At 45.5% G+C, this 20,929-nt stretch carries 21 protein-coding genes; 14 read left to right on the top strand and 7 right to left on the bottom strand.

The features are described from left to right. The first annotated feature begins 8 nt into the window (after positions 1 to 8). From MIC7113_RS02440 to MIC7113_RS02425, 4 genes are all read left to right on the top strand, one after another. The gene (locus MIC7113_RS02440; RefSeq protein ID WP_015180590.1) at positions 9 to 1,058 is read left to right on the top strand and encodes a patatin-like phospholipase family protein; all 1,050 of its coding nucleotides are present in this window, start codon (positions 9 to 11) and stop codon (positions 1,056 to 1,058) included. Positions 1,059 to 1,268: 210 nt separating this feature from the next. After that, positions 1,269 to 2,354, top strand: coding sequence for a Group XII secretory phospholipase A2 precursor (PLA2G12) (locus MIC7113_RS02435; protein ID WP_015180589.1), 1,086 nt, complete (start codon positions 1,269 to 1,271; stop codon positions 2,352 to 2,354). A gap of 316 nt (positions 2,355 to 2,670) precedes the next feature. Then, complete coding sequence (locus tag MIC7113_RS02430) at positions 2,671 to 3,204, top strand: hypothetical protein (protein WP_015180588.1); 534 nt, start codon at positions 2,671 to 2,673, stop codon at positions 3,202 to 3,204. Positions 3,205 to 3,380: 176 nt separating this feature from the next. Further along, positions 3,381 to 4,085 carry a hypothetical protein gene (locus tag MIC7113_RS02425; RefSeq protein ID WP_015180587.1) on the top strand — a complete coding sequence of 235 codons (705 nt, stop codon included), beginning with the start codon at positions 3,381 to 3,383 and terminating at the stop codon, positions 4,083 to 4,085. Between the two features lie 104 nt (positions 4,086 to 4,189). On the opposite strand, the gene nfi is transcribed toward MIC7113_RS02425, so the two are convergent. The 3 genes from nfi to ispD form a co-directional block, all read right to left on the bottom strand. Then, positions 4,190 to 4,855, bottom strand: a complete 666-nt coding sequence (gene nfi, locus MIC7113_RS02420; protein ID WP_015180586.1) for a deoxyribonuclease V — start codon at positions 4,853 to 4,855, stop codon at positions 4,190 to 4,192. A 73-nt stretch (positions 4,856 to 4,928) separates the two neighbouring features. After that, entirely contained in the window at positions 4,929 to 6,086 is a 1,158-nt protein-coding gene (locus tag MIC7113_RS02415) for a class I SAM-dependent methyltransferase (RefSeq protein ID WP_015180585.1), read from the bottom strand. 19 nt (positions 6,087 to 6,105) lie between these two features. After that, positions 6,106 to 6,792, bottom strand: coding sequence for a 2-C-methyl-D-erythritol 4-phosphate cytidylyltransferase (ispD, locus tag MIC7113_RS02410; RefSeq protein ID WP_015180584.1), 687 nt, complete (start codon positions 6,790 to 6,792; stop codon positions 6,106 to 6,108). 65 nt (positions 6,793 to 6,857) lie between these two features. Between ispD and MIC7113_RS02405 the strand changes: the two genes are divergently transcribed. After that, positions 6,858 to 7,820, top strand: a complete 963-nt coding sequence (locus MIC7113_RS02405; RefSeq protein ID WP_015180583.1) for a glycosyltransferase family 9 protein — start codon at positions 6,858 to 6,860, stop codon at positions 7,818 to 7,820. Between the two features lie 53 nt (positions 7,821 to 7,873). Here MIC7113_RS02405 and MIC7113_RS02400 read toward each other — a convergent pair whose 3' ends face one another. Further along, positions 7,874 to 8,353: a CRR6 family NdhI maturation factor gene (locus MIC7113_RS02400; RefSeq protein WP_015180582.1), complete on the bottom strand. Its 480-nt coding sequence runs from the start codon at positions 8,351 to 8,353 to the stop codon at positions 7,874 to 7,876. A 259-nt stretch (positions 8,354 to 8,612) separates the two neighbouring features. On the opposite strand from MIC7113_RS02400, the gene MIC7113_RS02395 reads away from it, so the two are divergent. Together MIC7113_RS02395 and MIC7113_RS02390 are read left to right on the top strand one after the other, a co-directional pair. Continuing rightward, positions 8,613 to 9,230: a DUF1326 domain-containing protein gene (locus tag MIC7113_RS02395; protein WP_015180581.1), complete on the top strand. Its 618-nt coding sequence runs from the start codon at positions 8,613 to 8,615 to the stop codon at positions 9,228 to 9,230. 11 nt (positions 9,231 to 9,241) lie between these two features. Next, the gene (locus tag MIC7113_RS02390) at positions 9,242 to 10,054 is read left to right on the top strand and encodes a DUF2182 domain-containing protein (RefSeq protein ID WP_015180580.1); all 813 of its coding nucleotides are present in this window, start codon (positions 9,242 to 9,244) and stop codon (positions 10,052 to 10,054) included. Positions 10,055 to 10,056: 2 nt separating this feature from the next. On the opposite strand, the gene MIC7113_RS02385 is transcribed toward MIC7113_RS02390, so the two are convergent. Further along, entirely contained in the window at positions 10,057 to 10,854 is a 798-nt protein-coding gene (locus MIC7113_RS02385; RefSeq protein ID WP_015180579.1) for a pentapeptide repeat-containing protein, read from the bottom strand. A gap of 24 nt (positions 10,855 to 10,878) precedes the next feature. Then, positions 10,879 to 11,637: a S1 family peptidase gene (locus tag MIC7113_RS02380; protein ID WP_015180578.1), complete on the bottom strand. Its 759-nt coding sequence runs from the start codon at positions 11,635 to 11,637 to the stop codon at positions 10,879 to 10,881. A 516-nt stretch (positions 11,638 to 12,153) separates the two neighbouring features. On the opposite strand from MIC7113_RS02380, the gene MIC7113_RS02375 reads away from it, so the two are divergent. Both MIC7113_RS02375 and MIC7113_RS02370 read left to right on the top strand, forming a co-directional pair. Beyond that, positions 12,154 to 12,855, top strand: coding sequence for a hypothetical protein (locus tag MIC7113_RS02375; protein WP_015180577.1), 702 nt, complete (start codon positions 12,154 to 12,156; stop codon positions 12,853 to 12,855). A gap of 78 nt (positions 12,856 to 12,933) precedes the next feature. Beyond that, positions 12,934 to 13,740 carry a SirB1 family protein gene (locus tag MIC7113_RS02370; RefSeq protein ID WP_015180576.1) on the top strand — a complete coding sequence of 269 codons (807 nt, stop codon included), beginning with the start codon at positions 12,934 to 12,936 and terminating at the stop codon, positions 13,738 to 13,740. 149 nt (positions 13,741 to 13,889) lie between these two features. Here the strand turns inward: MIC7113_RS02370 and MIC7113_RS02365 are convergent, their stop codons facing one another. Further along, complete coding sequence (locus MIC7113_RS02365) at positions 13,890 to 14,354, bottom strand: SRPBCC family protein (protein ID WP_015180575.1); 465 nt, start codon at positions 14,352 to 14,354, stop codon at positions 13,890 to 13,892. A gap of 317 nt (positions 14,355 to 14,671) precedes the next feature. Here MIC7113_RS02365 and MIC7113_RS02360 point away from each other — a divergent pair, with 317 nt between their 5' ends. From MIC7113_RS02360 to MIC7113_RS02340, 5 genes are all read left to right on the top strand, one after another. Further along, on the top strand, positions 14,672 to 16,402 hold the full coding sequence (locus MIC7113_RS02360) for a mechanosensitive ion channel (RefSeq protein WP_015180574.1): 1,731 nt from the start codon (positions 14,672 to 14,674) through the stop codon (positions 16,400 to 16,402). A 338-nt stretch (positions 16,403 to 16,740) separates the two neighbouring features. Continuing rightward, the gene (locus MIC7113_RS02355; protein ID WP_015180573.1) at positions 16,741 to 17,964 is read left to right on the top strand and encodes a peptidoglycan recognition protein family protein; all 1,224 of its coding nucleotides are present in this window, start codon (positions 16,741 to 16,743) and stop codon (positions 17,962 to 17,964) included. A gap of 184 nt (positions 17,965 to 18,148) precedes the next feature. Beyond that, positions 18,149 to 19,144, top strand: a complete 996-nt coding sequence (locus tag MIC7113_RS02350) for a glycosyltransferase family 2 protein (protein WP_015180572.1) — start codon at positions 18,149 to 18,151, stop codon at positions 19,142 to 19,144. Positions 19,145 to 19,272: 128 nt separating this feature from the next. Beyond that, on the top strand, positions 19,273 to 20,145 hold the full coding sequence (locus MIC7113_RS02345) for an MBL fold metallo-hydrolase (RefSeq protein ID WP_015180571.1): 873 nt from the start codon (positions 19,273 to 19,275) through the stop codon (positions 20,143 to 20,145). Between the two features lie 243 nt (positions 20,146 to 20,388). Further along, positions 20,389 to 20,886, top strand: coding sequence for an SH3 domain-containing protein (locus tag MIC7113_RS02340; protein WP_216596359.1), 498 nt, complete (start codon positions 20,389 to 20,391; stop codon positions 20,884 to 20,886). Positions 20,887 to 20,929 lie beyond the last annotated feature (43 nt).

Here is a 20,929-nt window from a genome sequence, read left to right as displayed (position 1 = left end):
GGAAGATTATGGTCGCTAATACCTTTAAAAGAAGAATTCTTTCAATTGATGGTGGTGGGATTCGAGGAATAATCCCTGCTATGATTCTTAACTATATTGAAGAAAAAACGAGGAATCGAATAGAAACAATGTTTCACATGATTTCTGGTACTTCAACTGGAGGAATTATCGCCTTAGGATTGACAAAACGCAATTCAGATTCTAGTAGTAATTATGAGGCAGAATATACTGCGGCTGAACTTATAGATTTTTATCGCAAGTACGGAAAGAAAATTTTCAGTGAATATATTCCAACTCCTATAGATGATTTATTACAGCCGAAGTTTAGTCCGATAGGCAAGCAAGAAATTTTGACGAACCTTTTAGGTGAAGCTCGTATTGAAAATGCTTTACGAGAAGTCTTTATTACAAGTTATGATATCGAATTACGAACACCTGTTTTTTTCACAAGCAACTATGACGCAGAGGAAACGGAGGGGTTAGATAGTCGCAAGATATGTAGAGGATTCACAATGGTTAACGCAGCAATGGCAACCTCTGCCGCACCAACCTTCTTCCCTCCTTATAAGCTTAAAACAGTTCATCGGACTTCCGAAGATTACTATGCCTTAGTAGATGGTGGAATTTTTGCAAATAATCCTACTTCGTTAGCGCTGATGGAGACAATGATTTCTTACAAGAGAAAGACTGGACAGGAACTACAACGAGATGACACACTTGTTGTCTCTTTGGGTACTGGCTCGTTAACAAGGAAGTACAAATATCAAGAGGCTAAAAATTGGGGGCAACTTAAATGGGCACTTCCCCTACTTAATATTGTCTTTGATGGACAGAGTGAGTCTGTTGCTTATCAGTTTAATCAATTAATGACTACTAAGGGAGATCGCAGAAACTACTATCGCTTCCAAGTACCATTAAGTGCTGATGATGGCCACGATCATATGGATAATGCAAGTCCAGCTAATATTGAGTACTTAGAAGGACTTGGCAAAATATTGATTGAACAAAGAAGGGAGAGTTTAAATCAGTTATGTGAAGTTCTGTGCCAACCTTTATAAGAGAACAATTGAGGTAATTATTGAGTATTTAATAATAAACAATAATCTGGAACTCACAACTTGTTAGCGATAGTGAAAAATCGCAATCGCTCTTTGGTTGTCTGGAGCGAGACTGATATCTTGAACATTACTTGCCTCACTCTGTCGTTATCAGCTTGAAGTGCGCGAAAAATACTTTCGAGACGATCGGGAAAAAACAGAAAGGATATTATGAAGTACCTCTCATTAAGCCAAATTGCTGTTCTAGTTACTATATCGACTGTTGTCAATTCTCTAACTATTTCCAGTAGGATTCTACTATTTCCGCAGTTAGCAAATGCACAGGACTGTGGAGTCAAAGATGGTATTCCCTTACCTTGTTGGAATGATTTTTTAGATAGCGGTCAGGGCACGTTTGATAGTATCGAGGGTAATGAATCGCTCCCTCTTTATCCGTATGCCAAGAGACCTAATGGCTGTAGCCTTCCAAAAACTCGTCCGGGTGAATACGACAATTTTGCCAGCCTTGGTTACAACTTTAGCTTTAAAGAAGTTTGTAATAACCATGATCGCTGTTACTACACGCTTGGAACCAGACCAGAAAATTGTAACGCCACATTTGCTGTGGGGCTTGCTGAGGTTTGCCGAGATAGAGCAACTCAACTACCGCCAGATCCTAAAACTTTTGTAATAGAAGTAGCTAGTGCTGGAATGTCTAGAACAAACGCGATCAAAAACTGCTATGCAAGAGCAAAAATAATGTCGGATGCAGTGATTGCAGCGCAGTACGCTAGTCACGAGGAAGCGCAAGATCGCCAGAAGCGATACCTCAGAAAAGTAGATGAGTATGTGGTGGAAGTAAAGCAGGATCTCCGGCAGCAGGGGGTTGATCTTTACAGAACTATTCTTGGACGAGACCCTGAACCTGGTGCTGCCGAGGGATTAGCAAGTAGATTGGCAAATGGCAGCACGCTTGCACGAGAACGTCAAGTTATGGCTAATAGTGAGGAGTCAAGAAACAACGCTGTAAATCTCTATAGAACTATTCTTGGACGAGACCCTGAACCTGGTGCAGCCGAGGGAATAGTAAGTAGATTGGCAAATAACAGCACGCTTGCACGAGAACGTCAAATTATGGCTAATAGTGAGGAGTCAAGAAATAACCTTGCTAATCTCTATAGAACTATTCTTGGACGAGAACCTGAAGCTGGTGCAGTTGATGGGTTAGTATCGAGACTGGCAAATGGCAGCACCCTTGCACAAGAACGTGAAATTATAGCTAATAGTGAGGAGGCTAAAAGGCGGCGTGGATTATAAGAAAACTAATGAAGTGTAGTGATTGAACATACCACCGTCTAACAATCCCGTTGCAGCAGACTGCCGAAAGTCTTTATCACAAGGGTATCTTCAAAGGGTAAAGATAAAAATCTCTCAAGCTAGGTAGCGTGGGCATTGCTCACTTTACTCTTAAAAGCTTTACTTAAAGCCAACTTGCATTGGCTGTTATGTCAGCAGGAATGGGTTGTGCGATCGCTTTCTGTTTCTCTGCAATAGTAGAGGGCGATGACTAGAAACACATGATATTGAGCAATTCCTTGCGACAGTATTTACAAATTTTAGGAACAATACAGCTATGAATATCAAACGCTTTAGTTATACCGTTGCAGCAATCTTAGCTAGTGGCTTTACGGTTATCTCGCTGCCTACTCCTAAAGCTTATGCAGGTTGCGATCTTGGCGATCGCCTCGATCCTTTTAATCGTAACTGTCCTTTGATTGGACCGGAACAACAAACACCGAAAAATGGTTCTGATGATGTTCCTGATTCAGCCTATGGTAGACCAATCAGGACAAACCAGGAGCTTCAACAGCAGGGGGTTAATCTTTACAGAACTATTCTTGGACGAGACCCTGAACCTGGCGCAGCCGAGGGAGTAGCAAGTAGATTGGCAAATGGCAGCACCCTTGCACGAGAACGTCAAGTTATGGCCAATAGTGAGGAGTCAAGAAATAACCTTGCGAATCTCTATAGAACCATTCTTGGACGAGAACCTGAAGCTGGTGCAGTTGATGGCTTAGTATCGAGACTGGCAAATGGTAGCACCCTTGCACAAGAACGGGCAATTATGAGCAATAGTGACGAAGCTAGAAGGCGACTTGGTTTATAAGGAAAGCTAATGAAGTGCAATTGGAAATAAGAAACAGCGATCGCTTCATATAATCAGCCTAATGCGCTCATAAACAGTATAGATAATCGCTATTAGGCCAGTTGGAATGGTGAGGAGCGATCGCAGGCACTGACTAATCCATCAATAGCATTAGGGTTATTCAAACAAGAAGACAAATGAAACTAAAGAGCTGCATTACCAGGAAACCTTCTATTTGGGAGGGCAATCCCGAAAGGTCTTCGGAGGAACAATTACCCTATCTGGTTGCACAAGCTTGTCAACATCCCGCCGGAAGCCCCCAGCGTCAGAAAAACTTAACTAAAATTATTCGATTAGCCGCTAACAAGCTTTGGAAAGAAAATACACCTTACTATCAAGACGCTTTGCAACAGACATGGCTGTATTTTTGCCATAATATCTGCGAAGGAAACACGGGTAAACCCTACGACCCCAATCGTGGCAGTGTCCTCACCTGGCTGAATTTCTACCTGAAACAACGGCTCCGCGATTGCTACATAAACAATCAAAAGGAGACACTTACAAGAGTTTCAACACCACTGGGGCAGTTGGATTCAGGCGAAATCAATCAAAATGTTGACCCTATAGAAAATATTCCAGCTAATCCTGACGTTCCTCCACTACTTGAAGAGATAAGAAGCTGGGCTAAAACCGATTCAGAGGGTGAATTACGCCGTATCCACATCGCCAATCATCCAGAGGTGACTTGCCAAGTCTTAATCCTGCGACGCTTGCCCCCAGAAGCGAGCTGGAAAAATCTCGCCGCAGAATTCAACCTGCCAGTTTCGACATTGAGCAGTTTTTATCAGCGCCAGTGTCTGCCCTACTTGCGTAAATTTGCTGAATCACAGGGGCATCTTTAAAAGATGAAGGATAAAAACTTCTCAAGCTAGGTGAGGCAGAGGGATTTATCCCGCACCTATTGCAGTTGATTTCCGAGCGCAACTAGGTATAAGTAGGGTTTGCTTTAAATTCTGTTTGATGCCAGTTTATCGGCCCAACGCGTTGTCTCCGGCAATCGATATTTAGTAATACAGCGCAACGTATAATCAATCGCCGTGTCTAAACTAATTCGATGACCCGGAGAAACATAAAGCGGCCTAACACCCGTGCGCGATCGCAAAACTGCCCCAACAATCCCTCCCTTATACCGCAACGGTTGCCAACTCCCTTTCTCCACGGGCAACTCCTCATGTTTACCAATCAACAACGACTTAGCCACCCCAATCGTGGGCATATTGGTCAGTACCCCCAAATGACAGGCAAGACCAAAGCGGCGGGGATGAGCAATCCCCTGACCATCACACAAGATTAAATCGGGTATCGTGCTGACTTGTTCTAGAGCATCAATCACAACCGGAACTTCTCGAAAGGAAAGAAACCCCGGAACATAGGGAAAGGTTGTGGGACGTCGTGCGATCGCCTGTTCCACCAGTTGCAAGTCAGGAAAACTTAACACCGCCACCGCCGCCCGTGAAATAGCATAGTCATTTTCAAAGCCAACATCCACCCCCGCAACATATTGCACCTCTCCCAACTGATCTTCGGTAATCACCTCCGGTTGCAGTTGGTTTTGGATGGCGATCGCTTCTTCAACAGTGAGAGGCCAAGGGTGGCGTTGGTGAATTTTCATGAGATTTTTTACGGGTAAAGGAACAAATCACAAGGCGATCGCTTTCATCATTTAAGATGACTGAAGAAAAGGTTCATTTTTTACAAGCCAAAAATCGTAAGTAATTGCCCGCCGCAATTTCCGCATCTTCATCAGAAATCACAATTACCTCATAGTTCCGCTCCTGAAAAAATTTCATCAAATCATCTTTATGAAAAAAGTAACCAATTGGGTTAACGCCCGATGTAAAATAATCTACTTCTTTATGCATTTTCGTCCGATATTTCTCGCCACTGTACTCTAGTAGTTCGTAATCTCCTTCAGGCAGCTCATCTGTTGCACAAAAGCCGCCGATGAAAATATTTTCAGACAAAGAACATAAATTTTCCAAGAACAGAAAAGGAGCTAAGCTGTGGTAGTATACGCCATGAGCAAAAACTAAATCGTAAGTTCCGTACTTGAGATGATTGACGTTATGAAAATCATCCATTACCAACTCGACATTCTTCCAGCCAAATGCGGAGCAAGCAACTAATGTTTTGATGGCATTTTCCGCTCTAGCTTCTATACAAGTTAAACTCTTAACACCTAATTTTACGAGTCCGGCTGTCAGGCATCCCTCTAAAGGACCGAATTCGATCACACTTTTTTCGGCTAAAGGGAAGACATCATTTAACTGATCAATCGGTCTAAAATAAGTTTCTCCTAGATAGTAAGAGGTAATCTCTCCTAAATTTTTCACGTAATAATCGAGGGAGGATTGAGCCACGGGGAGCAAAGTAAACGGTAAAACCAACTCATAAATAGTGGTCAATCGATTGAGATATCTCTGTTTTAGTTCCTGAATAGCGTTCCACTGATATTCACTCACGGGAATATGGCAAATAACAAGCAGTGAATATTCTGGAAAGCCATTGAGATTGATCGGATCTTGCCAATCCCATTCTAAAGTATTGACCTGAAGGTTTTTCTTGAACAAAATAGCGCCTAAAAGATTAATTTCTTCTAACTTACCCAGCAATACAATGGGTTGATGATGAATTTGAAGTTGGTGGGCAATAAATTCTTGATAAGAGGCTTGATTCCATAAATCAGGAATGACCGCATTGGCTTGATAAATCCGCTGATTATCACCCAATTCTTGATGGCTTTGATGCAGTTTGGAATTGAATTTATTGCGTAATGCTTCTAAATTTTTTTGAGGACTTCTTTGATAACTTAATTGCCAGAAATACTGTATTTTTTTCAGCATTGTTGTCTCTCCTCGAACATTACAATCCTAATCGCTGGCGGAGGATAAATTCCGCGATCGCTAAATCCACCGGTGTCGTCACCTTCAAATTCGTCTCCTCGCCTTCCACAATTCGCACGGGCAACCCACAGCGTTCAAACAAAGCCGCATCATCCGTAACTTCCCATCCCAAAGTACGCCCTTTGTCATGACACTGTTTGAGCAACTGCACATCGAATCCCTGAGGGGTCTGGGCTGCCCACAAGTTCTTGCGATCGGGTGTATCTTGAATCACGCCTGTTGGATCGACGACTTTAATCGTGTCCTTCACGGGTACAGCCGCAATTAAACCGGGACAATCTAGCAGCACGGCGGCACACCGATTCAGGAGTTGGGGGGTGGCTAAGCATCTAGCGCCATCATGAATCAATACCCGTTGTGCGTCGGCTGGTAACGCCTGCAAGCCGTTATAGACTGATTCCTGGCGAGTGTCTCCTCCCTGAATTAACTGCACAGGTTTTGAGAGGGAAAGCTCCCCCAGAATTTGCTGAAAGTCAGACTGGTCAGCGGGTTGTCCTATAATACCAATCGAGGTAACATCATCTGCCGCCTCTGCGGCTAGGAGAGTCCAAGCTAATATGGGTTTACCCATCAGGGTCAATAGAAGCTTATTGCGATCGCTCCCCATCCGCCGACCCATCCCTGCTGCTGGAATTAATAAATGCACGATCTTCCTCTTTTAGGTATCCACTCCCTTAAAATTAAGCTGATCAATAAGCTCAATCAATTGAGATGAGAATATTAGCCCTTGTCCCTGGGGGAATTGGCGACCAAGTTCTATTTTTTCCGACCCTCGATGACCTTCGAGCTTACTACCCCACAGCCGAGATTGATGTCATTGTGGAACCACGAGCAAAGGGGGCGTATCGGGTTTCGGGGTCTGTTGATGAAGTTTTGACGTTTGATTTTAAAGACCGTAACGGTCTGGCGGATTTCGGTAACTTGTTGGGGATTATTCGCGATCGCGAGTATGATGTAGCCCTCTCACTCGCACAGCGGGCTTCCATCGGACTGTTGCTGTGGATGTCTGGGATTCCCACCCGTATTGGCTACGAAGCCAATGCTGGAAAGTGGTTTCTTACCGATACTGTCCCCCTAAAAACCGAGCAGTATACGGCTGACATCTACCACGACATGCTACAGGCGTTGGGAATCAACACCCCCTGTCCAGACCTAACCCTGAGTGTTCCCAAACCCGATATTGAATGGGCGGAACGCGAACAGCAACGTCTGGGAATTGCCGAAAGTGGCTACATTCTCATTGATAACAGTTCAACCCAACTGGCTCAAGAGAAAGGCACGGAGCAAGTCTACCCTGTTGAGAAATGGCGACAGATTCTCGCAGATATTCAACAAAAACAACCGAACCTGCCGATTGTGATGCTGAGAGGGTCTGAGGATGCCCAAATGTCAGCTACCATGCTGCAATCCTTTCCCGATTTGAAAATCACTTCACCTGCGGATATCGGTAAATTAGCAGCCATGATTGCTGGGGCTAATTTAATCATCTGTACCGATAGTGCGCCCATGCATGTAGCTGTAGCCGTCGGCACCTATACAATCGCTTTATTTGGCCCAACAGAGGCGAAAAAGCGGCTACCCCAAAGTGAAAACTGCATGAGCATTCAATCCCCAACGAAGCAGATTGCGGATATCAAACCGGAAGACGTGCTAAAACAACTCTGGCGTGGCTAGTGGGTGTTCTGCTTAGGGTTTGGGCAGGCATAAGACCTGCCCCTACCGATTAATTAATCAATGAGGTCAAAAAAGGCACTATCGAGTTCATAACCCAATAGTTTAGCCATCGACTGCGCTCGCGATTGACCGGGAATCCCTTGTTGTTTTAGCCAGTTAGTGAGGACAAAGATTTTTTGCATCACGAAAATTTCTAAGGCTTCAGGATTGTACTGAATGCCTTCTGTGCGGTTAAATTGGTGCGGCACCAGCATGGCAACGTAACGGGCGAGTTCACCCGCTTTCCAATCCAACAAAAACGGCATCCAGGGATAGCAGGCATCTAAGCGAATAAACCACAGCCGCACTTCGGGAATTTCTGAGAGTTCTCGCGGATCGGTCGGATCGCGGGGATAGTCGATATCAAAGCGCAACTGCTGTTCATAAGCAGCGATCGCTCCGTCATTGAGCAGTTTTTCAATCACCGTTTGGGCTGGCGATAAGTCTAGATGGTTAATGCAGTCAGAATTGAGTGCGATAAGTTCTTCGGGCATAGCTTCGCTTCACGCCATGGTTATCGAGTCATCTGTGAAGGTGACATCTTCCATCTTCCTCTGAATCGACACCCATGTTTACGCCAGGTGTAGATGCATCCCTCTGTATGAAATTAAGACTTTTCATCCCTTCGGGGTGAGCTATCGCTCAGGGTGCCTCATCTGAAAATCGCAATCGCGTATAATTTCTATACCAAAACCCATAGGGTTGTTCGGAGGAATCGACCTTACGGGTGTGTCTTACCCAGGAGTAGCCCCTATGGCAACCGCAGCTACAACTTACAGCTTGGAAGGACAAATTCTGGAAGCCTGCTCTTGCAGTGCGCCCTGTCCCTGCTGGATTGGAGATGATCCAGATGGTGGTTATTGTGACAGCTTTGTCGCCTACCACGTTGAACGGGGGGAAGTTCAGGGAATCGATGTTTCTGGTTTAACTCTACTGAAAATTGTCTATATTCCTGGAAATGTCTTTGCTGGGAATTGGCGTGCTGTAACTTATGTGGATGCCAAAGGAACGCCAGAACAGCAACAAGCGTTGTTAAAGGTGTTTAATGGGGAACTTGGGGGCGCGATCGCAGATGTAGCCAAGTTAATCAGCGATGTACTGGATGTGCGAGTTGCCCCCATCGAGTACAACATTCACCAAGGGAAAGGCACCATCAAAATTGGTGATGTTTTGGAAAGTGAAATGGAACCCTATCGGGGGCCAGATGGACAGCCAACAAAGATAGTTGATAGCATCTTCAGCACCATTCCCGGTTCCCCAGCCTATATTGCAAAAGCACCCGTCCATCGGGTAAATTTACCTGAATTTGACATGACTTGGGAGTACAACGGTCGTAATGCGATCCAAGGCTTATTCCGGTTTGAAGAATAAAGGATAGGGCTTTGGAAAAACCTGCGGGTGCAGAACAATCATCAATACTCCTAGCTCTAAATAACGCCCTGAACCATAATTTATTAATCCTGTGGGCGGTTGTCTTCCTAGCTTGGGTGCTAACTTTTCTTGCCGTCCTCTCAGGACAAGAACACTGGCTCCATTACAATGCTCTGATTGAACACAATTCTTTACCCCTACTGCTCAAGCTGCTTCTCTTTGTAGCTGTTTGGCAGGTGATGACAGCCGCCATGATGTTGCCGAGTACGCTGCCCATGGTGCGCTTATTTGCCAAAGCCAGTCGCGGACAATCTCAACCTCAGTTGGCACTCTTGACATTTTTAGCGGCTTATGCATCCATTTGGACGGGGTTTGCCGTCCTCGCGGTTGCCGGAGATATGGGGTTACATAAGCTGGCGCATCACTGGCTATGGCTGGATCACCATCCTTGGATGATGGCGGGTTCAACCTTGGTGCTAGCGGGAGGGTTTCAGTTCAGTTCCCTGAAGGAACAGTGTTTAAATGCTTGTCGCCATCCCTTTAGTTTTCTCACCCATCATTATCAGCGAGGCTTACAAGCGGCTTGGAATTTAGGGATTCGTCATGGTTTGTACTGTTTGGGCTGTTGTTGGGCGCTGATGCTGGTGATGTTTGCGGTCGGGGTTGGGCATTTTAGCTGGATGATTGTGCTCACTGTGGTGATGACATTAGAGCGGACGTGGAACCGAGGGCGTGATATTGTGCCTGTGGTTGGGGTGGCTTTTTTGGTTTGGGGGGTTTTGGTGTTACTGCATCCGAGTTGGTTGCCAGCGTTAGGAGTCTAGTTCTAATGCAAATGCTTGGGAAAAAAGAATAAGTTTCCACTAGAAGTCTTCAGAGAATTTTTGAGGTCAGATGGACAGTTAGAGTTGGATACATTGCCATCTGGCATCGTCGTTTTGCACAGGACAATCTGGTTCAGTTTGACCCCCCCAAGCTCAGCATCCTTCAGATTGGCACGGCTAAAATTAGCGCCCAAAAGTGCAGGATTACAAATATTTTCTGTTCTTAGGGGAGCGCCTCCATGAGCAATCCATCGATCGGCGACAGGCATCTCAATCCTCAAGTTGGCATGGCTGAGATTTGCTTCCGACAAATTAGCCCCCCTCAAATCGGTACAGTGAATTGACAGGGTGTTGAGCAACGTCACCAAAACCACGCTGAGGTCGGCATGGCTTAAGTTAGCGCCATCTAGATTGGCTTTATACAATACAGCACCGCTGAGTTTAGTCTCGCTCAGATCGGCATTTTTCAGATTTGCAAACGCTAGTATTGTCGGCTTGGAAACATGTTTCAGGTTAGCTTTCTTGAGGTTGGCATTTTCCAGATTGGCTCCTTGTAAATTGGCTCCTTGTAAATTGGCTCCTTCAAGATTAGCCCCCATCAGAGCAGCATCGGCTAAATTAACTCCCTTGAGGTTGCACTTTTGGCAAGAGTTAGTTTGCCGCAAGCGTTCTAAATCGCTTTGGTCAAAGCTGCTGGCTTTGTTTGTCCCAGCTAGGGTGAAAGTGAGCGTCAAAACGAAGAAATATTTCCATGTCCAGCGATTGATACCTAAATTAGAGACTCTTAAGTTGTTCATCATCGGATTTTGGCGAGGGAAATAAGTTCAATGAGTTGGACGGGAGGCAGAATTGAGGGTAGTAATTAAAGCAGGGTCTAAGCCAGCTTGGGGAGCCAACTGAATCAGGGTATTGATAGGAACGCCCAGTCCGACAGTGATAGAACCATTCGGCTCAGAGTTGCGGGTTACTGTGCCGCGAGCGCTATGAATGCCAATGAGATGTCCTTCCTCATCTAGCAGCGAGCCTCCACTCATGCCTTTATCACTCACATTGCTATAAGCTAGACCGAACCGTTCTTGAGTGAGTTGGTTAGTGCGGTCTATCAGCTTTCCCTCATTAAAGTAGCGCATGATTCCCCCTAGCCAGCCCGTAAGATAAATAGTCTGACCAATCTGGAGAGAATCAGAATCGCCAAGTTGGATCAGGGGATAGTTGCGATCGCTACTGAAGCGTACTACCGCCAAATCAACGTTGGGCAATAGTTTGGTCTGCTTCGGATCTACGCGGTGTTCCTGACCATCAAGGGTGACCAAGGTAAAATAGTCCCCTCTCTCTCGGACAACATGGGCATTTGTCAGCCCATAGTAGGTATTACCATCCCTAGCAATTAAGACTACAGAGCCTGCGGTTTCAACACCGATGAATGTTCCCTCGCGTCCATAAATTCGAGCAGTGGACTGACGCGCAATTTCTTCAAGCTGTTCGCGAGGCAGGGCTAGACCTGTAGAATTCAGATTGAGCAAGATAATTGCAGTACCCGCCAGGACACTCAGCCAGTGGCGGATTGGTTTGTTGAGGAGCATAGTTATGATACATCTGGGTTAGATAAGTCAACTACAGCACGATTAGTAGATGCTCTCTTCAACTCTTCAACCAGGGGAAAGTCCTAAGGTGTATCCTGGCAACATCAAAAAGAAATTTTTGGTTACCGGATTACGTTAAGGCATATTTCACCCTTAGAAGGGTCATACTAGGCTAGACAAAGTGAACGAACCAGTTCATATAACTTGCCTGGGTTTGGTCAGACGAATGTACTTGGGACTCTGTTTGTTACTCAGTCAAGAATCTGAAATTTCTGCGTTTAGTTACAAAAAGTAACATACTCAGAACCCTTCTCAAGGAGATGGTACTCGAACCAAAAGCCCTCCGCACAGCTTGCTAGATAGCTTCTGGCTTAATGCATCGAATTCCTTTCCGGAGTTAATTGACTAAGCGTTAGTTGATAATCCTGAAATTTATTTTCAATCGGCGGCAGAGTTCAAACGAGCGCTTTCGCAAAATTCTTGCTAAAACTGGATATACTCTTCTCGGATTAGAAGATGATGCAAAATCAATTCCAGGCAACGAGATACTTTACAGTCTTAATCGGGTTATTACGCGATCGCACCTCATTTCTCGATGAAATTCGAGATGGTATCAAACTCAAGAGTAAGAGTACAGCACTGCTCATCTGTAGTTCAATCTTTTTTGCGATCTCTGGTGCCATTATTGGTTCATTCCATAGTTGGGAGCAGGCGATATCTTCAGCCGTCAAACTTCCAGCTCTCTATTTAATTACGTTACTAATTTGCTTCCCAACTTTATACTTTTTCAACGTTCTATTTGGTTCAAGTAAGACGGCTGGACAGCATTTTGCCATGCTCCTTGCGGCTGTCTCTGTAATTAGCGTTTTACTATTTAGCTTTGCACCTATTGTTCTATTTTTCCTCATTTCCACACGAAATTATCAGTTTTTTATCCTGTTAAATGTGGCAATCTTCACCGTTACCGGATTTATGGGTATCCAATTCCTTTATCAAGGAATGCAGTCGATGACAAAAGAGGACACTGACGGCATGGAAACCCGCATGAGTATTTTACGGTTTTGGTTGGTGCTGTATGCCTTTGTTGGCACTCAGTTAGCCTGGACATTGCGACCATTCTTTGGTACGCCGGGAACATCATTTGTATTGTTTCGCCAGTTGGAAGGGAATTTTTATCTAAGTTTGGTACAAGCGCTTGGAGAAATATTGGGATTTTAATAATCCCTACTTCCTATAGATAGGCTTTGTGGATTGACCCCTGTACACTAGACCGTGACTCGCATCAATGACGGTATCATGGATAACTTCTACAGGGAAATCAATCAGCCAGATGACCAAATTGACCTGGCAAAAGCAGCACTTTATATTGCCCAAGAAGAATATCCAGACCTGGACATCGACGAATATCTTAATGCTCTCGATGTTATGGCAGATGAGGTCGAGGAACGCTTACCCGCCGAACGCTATCCTCTACGGATGATCCAGAGCTTGAATCAATACTTCTACGATGACTTAGGTTACATCGGCAATACGAGTGATTACTACGACCCGCGCAATAGCTTCCTAAATGAGGTGATTGACCGCAGAACTGGTATTCCAATTACCCTCTCCCTCCTCTACCTGGAAGTAGCCCGACGCCTAAATTTCCCCATGGTTGGTATTAATATGCCAGGGCATTTTTTAATTCGTCCAAGCTTTGAGGGAGCAGGAATTTTTGTCGATGCTTTCAATCGAGGTGAGATTTTATTTCCACAAGATTGTGAGGAACGACTGGCACAAATCTACGGGCGTCCTGTGCCGATGGAATCCAGTTTCATCACCTCGGTTAGTTCTAGACAGATCTTGGTACGGATGTTGAGGAATCTCAAATTTATTTACCTCAATCGCAGCGACTTGCCGAAAGCGAAGACAGCCGTTGAATGCATTTTGCTGTTATTTCCTGATGCTCCCACAGAAATTCGCGATCGCGGCCTGATTTACTACCAATTGGGATATGAGCCTCAAGCCGCCCAGGATTTAGAAATTTATTTAGCTATGCTCCCTAATGCGGAAGATGCTCCTGGAATTCGTCGGTTATTGGAGCAACTAAACCGAGGTCTTTAATACCCATTCTCTCTAAAGTTGCACTTTATGAACCCCCGGCTATCACCGTCCCCCGAATTCAAGGGGGACTACAGGGGGAAATGAATTGAGCGCTTTGTGGAGAGAGCAATCATATAAGGGAATTTAAAATTTTCGCTCATTGTTTTTGTTCATTTTTCACGGCGATATATCTCTTCGGCAACTCGTTTGAGGCGTCTCAATTGGGCTTGCATATCACCTTTTGTCCAAGTAGCGGCAAAGGTGTTAAAGCCCCAGCTAATGACTGGGTTGGAAATTCCAAACTCAAAGCGGTTGAGTAGACGTGTGCCCTTGTCATTGGGTTGGCACTCCCAGCGATCGCGCCCTTGAAAAAATCCCTGGAATTCCCAAACCACTAAACCCGGTTCTCGTGCTACTACCACACTATTTAAGGTTGGTTGCAACAAAGGAATTTGGATCACAAAACGGCTGCGACTTCCGACTGCTGTACTCCACTCTCCCACCGGTTTACAGCGTAGAATTGGGTTGAGCCAGCGGTGCATCAGAGTCTGGTCAGTAATACAGCGCTCTACAACTGTCGCGCTGGCTTTGATTTGGATGGACTGTTCAAAAACTTGAGCGTTTGACTTTGACATGGAAAGGTTCCAGAGCTGATCGAGGACGGGTAATATGGCTCTACTGGCAAGCAAAGAAAGTTTAAGCCTGAAAAACCAGTAAATCTTGCATTTTTGTGGCTTAATTATCCATAAGGATAGAGGTAAAGCCGCGACTCTAGGTTTTAAATTGCCCCTGAATTTCTCAGGCTGTTAATCTTTAGTTCTCTGCATCTCTATTTAACCAACAGACTCTATTGATTGAGAGGATAAATAGCATCAATCACGTTCAGCACTGTGGTCACAATAACCCTGTTGCTGGTTTATGAAATTTGAGAATAGCGTTAGTAAGGAAGACTATGAATGAAATATGGAAAGGTATAGTCCAAACCATGAGAGTGGATGTGCCGCTCCAGGTACATTCCGTTTTGGCACAGGTACCGGATCAACCGGGAGTATTCCAGACGGGGGCAACCTATGTTGAGGGACTGTGGCAAAGTATCTGGGTCTTCGTGCCTACGTTGTTAGGTGCACTCGCGATCCTAGTGGTTGGGATTATCATCGCCCTGATTGCTTCGTCTATCACCAGGGGGGTACTCAATCGTACCCGTTTGGACAACAAAATAGCGGACTGGATCACGGGTCGGCAGGAGGGTGCAGAGGCTCCTCCCATTGAGAAGTGGATCTCCAGCGCGGTGTTTTGGATCATCATGATCTTCACTGTCGTTGGTGTTCTACAGCAACTACGGCTAGAAGTCGTTTCTCAACCCCTGAATAACTTTCTTAGCCAAATTCTGATCTTTTTACCCAAGCTCTTAGGAGCATTGATCTTTTTAGGGGTAGCTTGGCTAGTGGCGACATTAGTCAAGATGGTAACAACGCGGGCGCTGCGATTATTTCATTTAGATCAGCGTTTAGGTCAGCAAGTTAGACCACCAGAAGCTTCAGGAGAAACGTCCCCTCCCCCAACCAACCAATTTTCGCTTTCGGAAACCATTGGGAATGCCCTGTACTGGTTCATTTTTCTCCTGTTTCTCCCCTTAATTTTAGACAGCCTCGGTTTGCAGGGAACGACCTTACAACCCTTGCAGCTGATGCTGAACCAAATTCTGGGAATTGTACCCAATATTTTGGGAGCGATCGCGATCGCCGCCGTGGGTTGGTTTATTGCACAAGTGGTGCGGCGCATCGTCACAAACTTACTATCGGCAGCCGGCGCTGACCAATTAGGGCGTCGGTTTGGACTCCAGGCAACAACGGGAAGTCAGTCTCTTTCCTGGCTGGTTGGAACGGTTGTCTACGTCCTAATTTTGATTCCGACAGCGATTGCAGCTCTCCAGAGGCTACAGATTGAGGCGATTTCACTGCCTGCGATCGCCATGTTAAACCAGATTCTCAACGCGATTCCTAAAATCTTTACCGCCGCGTTGATTCTAGGTATTGCTTATGTCATTGGGCAATTTCTCAGCGATTTGGTGACCAATATCCTCACCAGCATTGGCTTCAACAATGTGTTTCAGTGGCTAGGTATCCCAACAGCCCGCGTTACCCGTACTACACCCGTTGTTCCAGCCGATGAATATGGGTTGCCCGGTACACCGAGAACTAGCTCTGAGACTGTACTACAGCCTTCAACAACTCCCACTCGAACACCATCAGAGCTAGTAGGAATTATCGTCTTAGTCGGCATCCTATTGTTTGCCACCGTTGCCGCAACAAACGTCTTGCAGTTTGAAGCCTTGACCTTAATTGTGACGGGCATTCTGGTGATTGCGGGTCGGATTCTGGCGGGGTTAGTCGTATTTGCCATTGGCCTGTGGCTTGCGAATCTAGCCTTTAATTTGATTACCAGTTCTGGCTCTCGTCAATCCAGAATCCTGGGACAAACTGCTCGGATTGCTATTATCACCTTGGTCTCAGCGATGGCACTGCAACAAATGGGTATTGCCAGTGACATTGTTAACTTAGCCTTTGGGCTGCTCTTAGGTGCTATTGCCGTGGCAATCGCCCTTGCCTTTGGTTTAGGCGCTCGTGATATTGCCGCCGCTCAAGTTCGGGAATGGCTCTCGTCCTTTAAGGAAAACCGATAAGGAAACCCCACCGCCCAACATCCAATCGGGTGCATCCTGTTTTTGTCAAAATATGGTTTGTAGGGCCGGAACTCATACGAGCACGGGGGAGCATTTGAGAGATAAACTCTCCTCACCCTTCTTGAAAGCTTACACAGTTGGGATGCTCCCCATCCAATCAACCAGGGCTTGCGCTGTAACCCTAGATGAGGGGGCGTCAGAACGCCCCCTCACCCCTCTCTTTTAGAACGATGAGTCTTGTAGGATAGGTAAAAAACAAGTCGCGCCCACTCAAAGAGTTCAGGTTCCACTCGCGCTCAGAACAATTCAGCAACCCTACATGGAGAGAAGAGGGAAGAATGCCTTTCACTGCCAGTGTCATTTCTGCTAGAGAATGGGGGGCTAGAGCTCCAAAACAGTGGCCTGAAGAAACGAGGCCGCAATATGTCATTATCCACCATACAGATATGCCTAATCCCCCTAAGGATTTATCGAGAGGAACGGTGGATGGGGGAAAACAATTGGCCAGGAGTATTCAAGGTGCCCACATGAATGAGTTTGGCTGGAACGATTCCGGTCACAACTTTTTGAATACCACCGGTGGGGTTTTACTTGAGGGTAGACAAGGTTCTCTAGATGCTATTAAACGCGGGCGTTGTGTTCGTTCCGCCCACGCTGGCAGTGTTAAAGGCAATGAGTCACCAGGGATTGAAAATGAAGGCAACTTCATGACCTACCAGATGAACGCCAAGCAGTGGGAGAGTTTGGTGGAGTTATGCGTTTCTATTTGCTCGTCCTGCAAGATTGACCCTGATAATATCAAAGGACATCGAGACTTTTCTCCAACGAATTGTCCTGGTAACTGGTTGTACAGTCAATTGCCCCGATTGCGTCAAGATGTACGTAAACGACTCGACGCACCGATTGGTGACTATCTCCGGGAAGGCGATACTGGTGTGAAAGTCAAAGAACTACAGGAACGCCTCAAAGCCCAAGGTTTTAACCCCGGTCCCATTGACAGCGTTTTTGGCATCGGTACGGTTCAAGCGGTTATTTCTTTTCAGAAGTATCACGGGTTAAATCCCGATGGTGTTGTAGGCCCAACAACTTGGAAGGTGCTGACGAGTACGCCGATACCGAAGCAAGAATCGCCCAGTACAATCGATCTGCTTGATACTTACCTGCTGTATCGCAGCTTACCTCATCAAAATCAAGCCATTCAATGGCTGCAAGGACAAATCTCAAAACCCGTCTTGGAAGAGTTCTCTAAACGGTGGGGCAATCAACCTTCTCCAGCTTCATCTTCATCTCCAACTCCAACTCCCTCTCCAACTCCCTCTCCAACTCCCTCTCCAACTCCCTCTCCATCCCTATCCTTTCTCCCCCTCCGAGAAGGAGCTAAAGGCACGCAAGTAAAACAACTTCAGGAGCGATTGCAACAGCTAGGATTTAAACCTGGGATACCTGATGGAGACTTTGGCCCTGCAACGAAAGCGGCTGTCGTTGCGTTTCAGAGGTCTAAAGGTTTAATTACAGATGGAATTGTCGGTGAAAGAACTTGGGCGGCTCTGAATCTTACCTGAAAAGACGAAGGATAGGGTGAGCCTTTCAGCAGAACCATAAAATAATTGGCACCTTAATACTCAAAAGCCCAATCTACACCAACAATCAGCTCAAAAACATCCCTCTGCTTTAAGGCTTTTTCTCATGGGTGTGAGTGATATATTTTGGCTGGTATAGTTCCAGATAGCTCGTTAATCTTACACTATGCCTCCCGAATCAGGTGCTGTTGAACTCTCTGTCGTTATTCCTCTTTACAATGAGGAACTTAATATTGATTATCTATTTGAGCGATTAAGGTCTGTCCTGATTCATCTCAACATGACCTATGAAATCGTTTGTGTGAATGATGGTAGTCGAGATAATACGCTTAGCTGTTTAATAGAGCATCATTATCAAGACCCTAGAATTAAAGTCGTCAATTTATCTCGAAATTATGGAAAAGAAATTGCTCTAAGTGCTGGTCTAGATCATGCCACGGGTGACGCTGTTATACCCATTGATGCGGATTTACAAGACCCACCTGAATTAATCGAAGAACTGGTGGCAAAATGGCGTGAGGGCTATGATGTTGTTTATGCAACACGTCGGTCTCGTGAGGGAGAAAGCTGGCTAAAGCGCTTTACAGCTAATGTGTTTTACCGAGTCATTGATAGCATCAGCCGTGTACCCATTCCCCGCGATACTGGGGATTTTCGTTTACTCGATCGCCGTGTTGTGGAGGCGATTCAACAATTGCCGGAGCGGAATCGCTTCATGAAAGGCTTGTTTGCCTGGGTAGGTTTTAAACAAACATCCGTTCTTTTTGATCGCCCATCTCGCCATAAAGGAGAAACAAAATGGAATTACTGGCGACTTTGGAATTTTGCCTTGGATGGGATTACCTCTTTTAGTTTGATCCCTTTAAAAGTATGGAGTTATATCGGTCTTTTAGTCGCCATACCCTCCTTCTTCTATGCCAGCTTTTTAGTGCTTCGGACTATACTCTTTGGAATTGATCTTCCTGGCTATGTCTCAATCATGGTGGCGGTTCTTTTTTTGGGAGGCGTACAGTTAGTTAGTTTAGGTGTGATTGGGGAATATTTGGCTCGTGTCTATGAAGAAGTAAAAGGACGCCCTCTTTACTTGGTGCGAGAAACTTATGGGTGTGACTCAACTTCAACCGTTAAGCAAAAGGTTCACTCTTCTCAAAAGAATCGGTGATAGAGGAAGGGTGCTTCGGCTATACCCCTGTGGGTAGATTTGCTGTTTCAACCCCCTTGTCAGTACACAAAGCATAGTCGTAATGAGTATGATTTAGAGACAAGGTTAAATTGAACAGCGTTTAAAAAATGGCTCATTTGAATCAACGCCGCTCTCAAAACGTCAGCGGTGACTTTTACGTCGATAGTACTTGTATTGATTGTGATACTTGCCGATGGATGGTTCCGGAAGTGTTTCAGGAGGCAGGGGGTCAGTCTGTGGTGTATCATCAACCGACATCGGAAGCTGAACGCTTGCGATCGCTCCAAGCTCTATTATCTTGTCCAACATCCTCAATTGGTACTGTTGAAACGCCGAAAGATATCAAAGCCGCTCAGCAGAGTTTTCCAATTTTAGTCGAGGACAATGTTTACCATTGCGGTTATCACTCCGAGAGTTCCTATGCGGCTACCAGCTACTTGATTCAACACTCCGAAGGCAATATCTTAGTGGATTCACCCCGATTTGCACCACCCTTAGTCAAGCGATTAGAAGACATGGGTGGAATTCGTTATATGTACCTAACCCATCGGGATGATGTTGCTGATCATCAGAAGTATGCTGAGCATTTTGGGTGCAAAAGAATCCTGCACAGCGATGATATTACCAGCAGCACTCGTGATGTGGAAATTCAACTGACGGGTTCCGAACCCGTTGAATTAGCGCCCGATTTGTTGATTATTCCTGTTCCTGGTCACAGTAAAGGTCACACCGTTTTATTGCACAATCATAAGTTTTTGTTCACGGGCGACCATCTAGCTTGGGATAAACAATTAAATCAGCTCGTTGCCTTCCGTGATTTCTGTTGGTATGCCTGGTCTGAACAAATTAAATCTATGCAAAAGTTAACTCACTATTCATTTGAGTGGGTATTACCAGGTCATGGTCACCGCTACCATACTGATGCAGAAACCATGCATCTGCTGATGCAGGAGTGTGTTGCTTGGATGCAAGCGCAATAAGAAGCCATCTGGAGACATTGGGGGAGTAACGCGATACCGACTGAAATTGTACAAGAGAGAATTGCGATCGCTAATATTTATCAATTTTGAGACTTTAATGAGCGAGGATAGAGGTGAGTCATCTGTCAGTTGTTAGCGATGAACATGCTCAAAAATCTTACTCAGTCTTTAATAACAATCCCCCTGATATCACTCTCTGTCGTCGGCCTAAACGTTACCCTTGTTTCGAGTGCTACGACAGTCATGCCTAAGCCCAATCAACCCACTGCCAGACTCATCTCTCAAACCGTAACTTGCCGTGTGGTTAATATTCAGACAGGTCAACTCGCTGTGCGCTTCTCTCCCAATGGCAAATCCAAAGCGGGTCTGAATAACGGTAATAGCGTCACCCTGCTTAGGGAAGGTTCTGCACCTTGGGCGTATGTCCGTGTCATGAATGGCCCCAACCGAGCTGTGAATGGCTTAGAAGGGTGGGTGAATTCAGACTACCTCTCCTGTGGTGAAACCAGCGAAAATCCACAAGTATCTTGTGATGTGGTTAATATTCAGAGTGGTCAACTCGCTGTGCGCTTTTCTCCCAATGGCAGATCAAAAGCGGGTTTAAATAATGGAAATACCGTCAGATGGATTAAAGACGGTTCAGCACCTTGGGTTTACGTCCGCGTCATCAACGGCCCAAACCGTCAAGTGAATGGTATAGAAGGCTGGGTTAATTCCAATTACTTATCTTGTTATGACTAGCTCGTCAATGCAGTAAACATCTCTGTAGTCAACTACTCAGGGT

The sequence above is a fragment of the Allocoleopsis franciscana PCC 7113 genome (genome assembly GCF_000317515.1).
In the GTDB taxonomy this organism is placed as follows: domain Bacteria; phylum Cyanobacteriota; class Cyanobacteriia; order Cyanobacteriales; family Coleofasciculaceae; genus Allocoleopsis; species Allocoleopsis franciscana.
Note: the sequence above shows the minus strand (reverse complement) of the source record. Positions and strands in the feature narration are given on the sequence as shown.